Annotated in this window: 5 protein-coding genes; 4 read left to right on the forward strand and 1 reads right to left on the reverse strand. The window is 71.9% G+C overall.

Translation table 11 applies throughout. From position 1 onward, the window contains the following. Positions 1-768: HAD-IB family hydrolase (locus VOI19_RS14040; protein ID WP_323793585.1), on the reverse strand; the 768-nt coding region annotated here is incomplete at its 3' end. Positions 769-869: 101 nt separating this feature from the next. Here VOI19_RS14040 and VOI19_RS14045 point away from each other — a divergent pair. The 4 genes from VOI19_RS14045 to VOI19_RS14060 all read left to right on the forward strand — a co-directional run bounded on the left by VOI19_RS14045 (position 870) and on the right by VOI19_RS14060 (position 4,885). Continuing rightward, the gene (locus VOI19_RS14045; RefSeq protein ID WP_323793586.1) at positions 870-2,531 is read left to right on the forward strand and encodes an AMP-binding protein; all 1,662 of its coding nucleotides are present in this window, start codon (positions 870-872) and stop codon (positions 2,529-2,531) included. Further along, a complete protein-coding gene (locus VOI19_RS14050; RefSeq protein WP_323793587.1) occupies positions 2,528-2,776 on the forward strand; it encodes a glutaredoxin family protein in 249 nt (82 codons plus the stop codon). The genes VOI19_RS14045 and VOI19_RS14050 overlap by 4 nt, the downstream gene beginning before the upstream one ends. Before the next feature lie 163 nt (positions 2,777-2,939). After that, a complete protein-coding gene (locus VOI19_RS14055; RefSeq protein WP_323793588.1) occupies positions 2,940-3,596 on the forward strand; it encodes a redox-sensing transcriptional repressor Rex in 657 nt (218 codons plus the stop codon). After that, entirely contained in the window at positions 3,593-4,885 is a 1,293-nt protein-coding gene (locus VOI19_RS14060) for a glutamyl-tRNA reductase (RefSeq protein ID WP_323793589.1), read from the forward strand. Before VOI19_RS14055 ends, VOI19_RS14060 begins: the two co-directional genes overlap by 4 nt. Positions 4,886-5,061: the final 176 nt, after the last annotated feature.

Here is a 5,061-nt window from a genome sequence, read left to right on the forward strand (position 1 = left end):
GTGGATGCGCCATCCGTGCTCGCGGGCGTGGGCGCGCAGCTTGGCGTCGGGGATGATGGCGCAGGGGTCGCCGACCAGACCGAGCATCGGCAGGTCGTTGACCGAGTCGGAGTACGCCGAGCAGCGCGAGAGGTCGAGCCCCTCGCGGGCCGCGAGGGCGAGGATCGCCTCGGACTTCGCCGGACCGTGGAGCAGGTCTCCGACCAGCCGGCCGGTGTAGATGCCGTCCAGGTGCTCCGAGACCGTGCCCATCGCCCCGGTGAGGCCCAGGCGCCGCGCGATGATCTGGGCGATCTCGATCGGGGCCGCGGTCACCAGCCACACGCGCTGGCCCTCGTCGAGGTGCAGCTGGGCCAGGGCGCGGGTGCCGGGCCAGATGCGGTGGGCCATCGCCTCGTCGAAGATCTCCTCACCGAGCTCCTCGAGCTCGGCGACGGTGTGACCGGCAATGAAGCTGAGGGCGGAGTTGCGCGCCTCGGCGACGTGCTCGGGGTCCTCCTTGCCGGCGATGCGGAAGTAGAGCTGCATCCAGGCGGCGCCGAGCAGGTCGCGGGTGGTGAAGAAGTCGCGACGGTGCAGCCCTCGGGCGAAGTGGAAGATGCTCGCGCCTTGCATCACGGTGTTGTCGACGTCGAAGAAGGCCGCGGAGGTGGGGTCCAGTGGCTGGTCGAGCGCCACCTCCACCTCGGCCGCGGCCGCTGCGGCCTCGCCGGCCATCACCGAACGCTGTTGGAGGTCGAGCCGTCGGGGTCGATCGGCGGGGGTCATGGCGGTCACCCTAGTGCGCCGTCGGTGATCGACCGACCCCCTCGTGCGCGCGTCTTCGAGGGCCCCTGACGCGCGCGACGCCTGCTCGTAGACTCAACCTCATGCCTTCAGCCGATGGCGCGGACCCCGCCGACCGACGCGACGGCTCCGGAGGCGGCCTCGACACCCGATCCGGTGGCTTCGGCGACGCGCTGGGCCCGGCCGCGTTGCTCGCCCGCGCCGCGGTGGAGAACCCCGCCATGCTGGCGATCGTCGAGTCGGGTGGTCGCAGCGTGACCTGGGCCGAGCTCGACGACGAGGTCGGACGCGTCGCCACCGGTCTCGGCGCCGCGGGCATCCTGGCCGGCCACCGCGTGATGATCGCGGCCAGCAACCGCATCGAGTTCGTCACCACCTACCTCGGCGCGCTGCGCGCCCAGGCCATCGCCGTGCCGGTCAACCCGCGCTCGACGGCCCACGAGCTGGCCCGCCTGCTCCACGACTGCGGGGCCCGGATGATCGTCGCCGACGGCGACACCGTGACCACGGTCCGCGAAGCAGCGGTGCTGCTGGCCGCCGACTCCTCGCCGGTCGCCGAGCGCATCAGGGTCGTGGTCATCGGGTCCACCCTGCGCCCCGGAGAGCGCTCCTACGACCACCTGCGTGCCGACTCGGCCCGACCGGTGCCGCCCTTGACCGACCCCGAGCGCGTCGCGGTGCTCCTCTACACCAGCGGCACCACCGGTCTCCCGCGCGCCGCGATGCTCACCCACCGCGCGCTGGCGGCCAACATCGCCCAGGTCGCCGACGTGCAGCCCCCGATGATCCACGGCGACGACGTCGTTCTCGGCGTGCTGCCGCTGTTCCACGTCTACGGCCTGAACGCCGTGCTCGGCTGCGTCATCGCCCAGCGGGCCAAGCTCGTGCTCACCGACTCCTTCGACCCGCAGGGCACGCTCGACCTGATCGACGACGAGGCGTGCAGCGTCGTGCCGGTCGCCCCGCCGGTCTTCGCGCACTGGCGCGACGTCGACCTCGCCGGTCGGCTCGGGCCGGTCCGTCTGGTCCTGTCCGGCTCCGCACCGCTCGCGCCCGAGGTGATCGCCGAGTTCACCGGGCGCACCGGAGTGCCGGTCCACCAGGGCTACGGGCTCACCGAGGCGGCACCGGTCGTGACCTCGACGCTGTGCTCGAGCGGCGACCCCGGCGACGGGTCTGCCGGCGCCGGCTCGGTCGGTGCGGCCCTGGCCGGCATCGACCTGCGCCTGGTCGACGACCTGGGTGCGGTCGTCGTCGGCGACGACCCGGGTGAGATCCAGATCCGGGGCGACAACCTCTTCAGCGGCTACTGGCCCGACGGCGTCGACGGGCCCGACGCCGAAGGTTGGTGGTCCACGGGCGACGTCGCCTTCCTCGACCCCCGCGGCGACGTCTTCCTCGTCGACCGGGTCAAGGAGCTCGTGATCGTGTCCGGCTTCAACGTCTACCCCGTCGAGGTGGAGGACGTCGTCGCCGAGGTCGACGGGGTGCGCGCGGTCGCCGTCATCGGGGCCGACGACGAGCAGACCGGCGAGGCGGTGGTCGCCTACGTGGTGGCACCCGACCTCGACCCGGTGGCCCTCGAGCAGGCTGTGCGCGAGCACTGCACGAGTCGGCTCGCACGCTTCAAGGTGCCGAGCCGCATCGAGGTCGTCGAGCAGCTGCCCCACACCGTGACCGGCAAGGTGCAGAAGGGTCGGTTGCGCGGGATCGAGCGACGCCGCGCCCTCGGGATCCTCGAGTGAGCGCCGGGCCCGCCCGCGTCACCTTCTACTCACGTCCCGGCTGTCACCTCTGCGAGGAGGCGGAGGTCGTCGTCGCGGCGGTCTGCGCCGAGCTCGGCGAGAGCTACGAGACGGTGATGATCGACGCGGACCCCGAGCTGCAGGCACGCTTCACCGACGAGGTGCCGGTGACCTTCGTCGACGGCCGTCAGCACGACTTCTGGCGTGTCGACGCGACCCGCCTGCGCGCGGCCCTCACCGCCTGAACCCTCTACCACAACTTGCGGTACCCCTCTACGTGTGGGACGCATCACGTGTGCTAGGCCGCTCGCTCGCTCGTTTTGTTCCCGCGTTCACAAACTCCTACAGTGATCTGGCCGGGGCCTCACCAGTCACCCACATCAGGGGCGCCGACTAGAAGGCAGAGCAGTGACCGCACGGAGTTCGAGCGAGACGGCCCGGGACATCCCCGAGGCGACCGTCGCCCGCCTACCCGTCTATCTGCGTGCCCTGAACACCCTCGCCGACGAGGCGATCCGCACGTGCTCGAGCGAGGACCTGGCGTCCGCGGCCGGCGTCAACAGCGCCAAGCTGCGCAAGGATCTGTCCTACCTCGGCTCCTACGGCACCCGCGGTGTCGGCTACGACGTCGACTACCTGCGCTACCAGATCGCCCGCGAGATCGGGGTCACCCAGGACTGGGCGGTCGTGATCGTGGGGATCGGCAACCTCGGCCACGCCCTGGCCAACTACTCCGGCTTCCGCAGCCGCGGCTTCCACGTCGTGGCGCTGCTCGATGCCGACGACACCCGCCACGGCGAGGAGGTCGCGGGGGTGCAGGTGCGCGCCTTCGACGACCTCGAGGAGATCGTCGCCGAGCAGGGCGTCGCGATCGGTGTGATCGCCACCCCGCCGTCCGGCGCCCAGCAGGTGGCCGACCGGATGGTCGCCTGCGGCATCACCAGCATCCTCAACTTCGCCCCCACCGTGATCACGGTGCCCAGCGGCGTCGACGTCCGCAAGGTCGACCTGTCGATCGAGCTGCAGATCCTGGCCTACCACGAGCAGAGGAAGGCCCAGCTGTGAGCGTCCTGGTCGTGGGGATCTCCCACAACTCCGCCCCGGTGGGGATCCTCGAGCGCGTCGCGCTCGACGCCGACGGCGTCCACAAGCTCGTCAGCGACGCCGTCTCGTGCGGCAACGTCACCGAGGCGACGGTGATCTCCACCTGCAACCGGGTCGAGATCTACGCCGAGGTCGACCGGTTCCACGGCAGTGTCGAGGACCTCTCCCGGCTCCTGGTGGAGCGTGCCGGCGAGACGGCCGAGATGATGCTGCCCCACCTCTACGTCCACTACGACGACGGCGCCGTGGCCCACCTGTTCCAGGTTGCCGCCGGACTCGACTCGATGGCGGTCGGCGAGGGCCAGATCCTCGGTCAGACCCGCGAGGCACTCCGTCTTGGCCAGGAGCTCGGCTCGGTCGGTCCGGCCCTCAACGTGCTGTTCCAGCAGGCCCTGCGCGTCGGCAAGCGCTCGCGGGCCGAGACCGGGATCGACCAGGTCGCCCCCTCGCTCGTCTCCGCGGCGCTGGAGCAGTCGGAGTCCACGACCGGACCGGTCGCCGCCAACCGCGTCGTGATCGTGGGAGCCGGCGCGATGGCCGGCCTCGCGACTGCGACGGTCACCCGACTCGGCGCGGCCCGGGTCAGCGTCGTCAACCGGACCGCCGACCGCGCCAGCCGTCTGGCCACCGAGTACGGCGTCCAGGCCGTCGCCTTCGCCGAGCTGCCTCTCGCGCTCGCCGACGCCGACGTGGTCATCAGCTGCACCGGGTCCTCGGGCGCGGTCATCACCCGCGAGATGCTCGCCGCGGCTCGGGGCGACGACGTCCGAGCGCTCTCGGTCATCGACATCGCCCTGCCCCGCGACGTCGAGGCCAGCGTCGCCTCCCTGCCCGGCGTGCGCCTGATCGACCTGGCCGACCTCGCGACGGCGCTGCACGACACCGAGGCCGGCGGCGAGGTGCGCGAGGTGCGCCGGATCGTGGGCGAGGAGGTCACCGCCTTCCTGACCGCTCGACGCCAGGCGAGCGTGGCCCCCACCGTGGTCGCCCTGCGCTCGATGGCGACCTCGGTCGTCGACGCCGAGCTGAGCCGCCTCGACACCCGCCTGCCAGGCCTCGACGCCGCGGCGCGCGAGGAGATCCGTCGTACCGTCAACCGGGTCGCCGACAAGCTGCTCCACGAGCCGACCGTGCGCGTCAAGGAGCTCGCGAACGCCGACGGGGCGGTCTCCTACGCCGCAGCCCTGGCCGAGCTCTTCGCACTCGACCCCGAGGCCGTCAGCGCCGTGACCCGTCCGGAGGTGTCATGACCACCCCACCTGTGAGCACCCCACCTGTGAGCACCCCACCCGTGACCACCGCACGCATCCGCGTCGGCACCCGCCGCAGCCTGCTGGCCACGACCCAGTCCGGCCACGTGGCGGCGGCGATCGGCCAGCGTCTCGGACTCGAGACCGAGCTCGTCGAGATCCACCGACGGCGACGT

Source organism: Nocardioides sp. (assembly GCF_034670285.1).
Taxonomy (GTDB): Bacteria; Actinomycetota; Actinomycetes; order Propionibacteriales; family Nocardioidaceae; genus Nocardioides.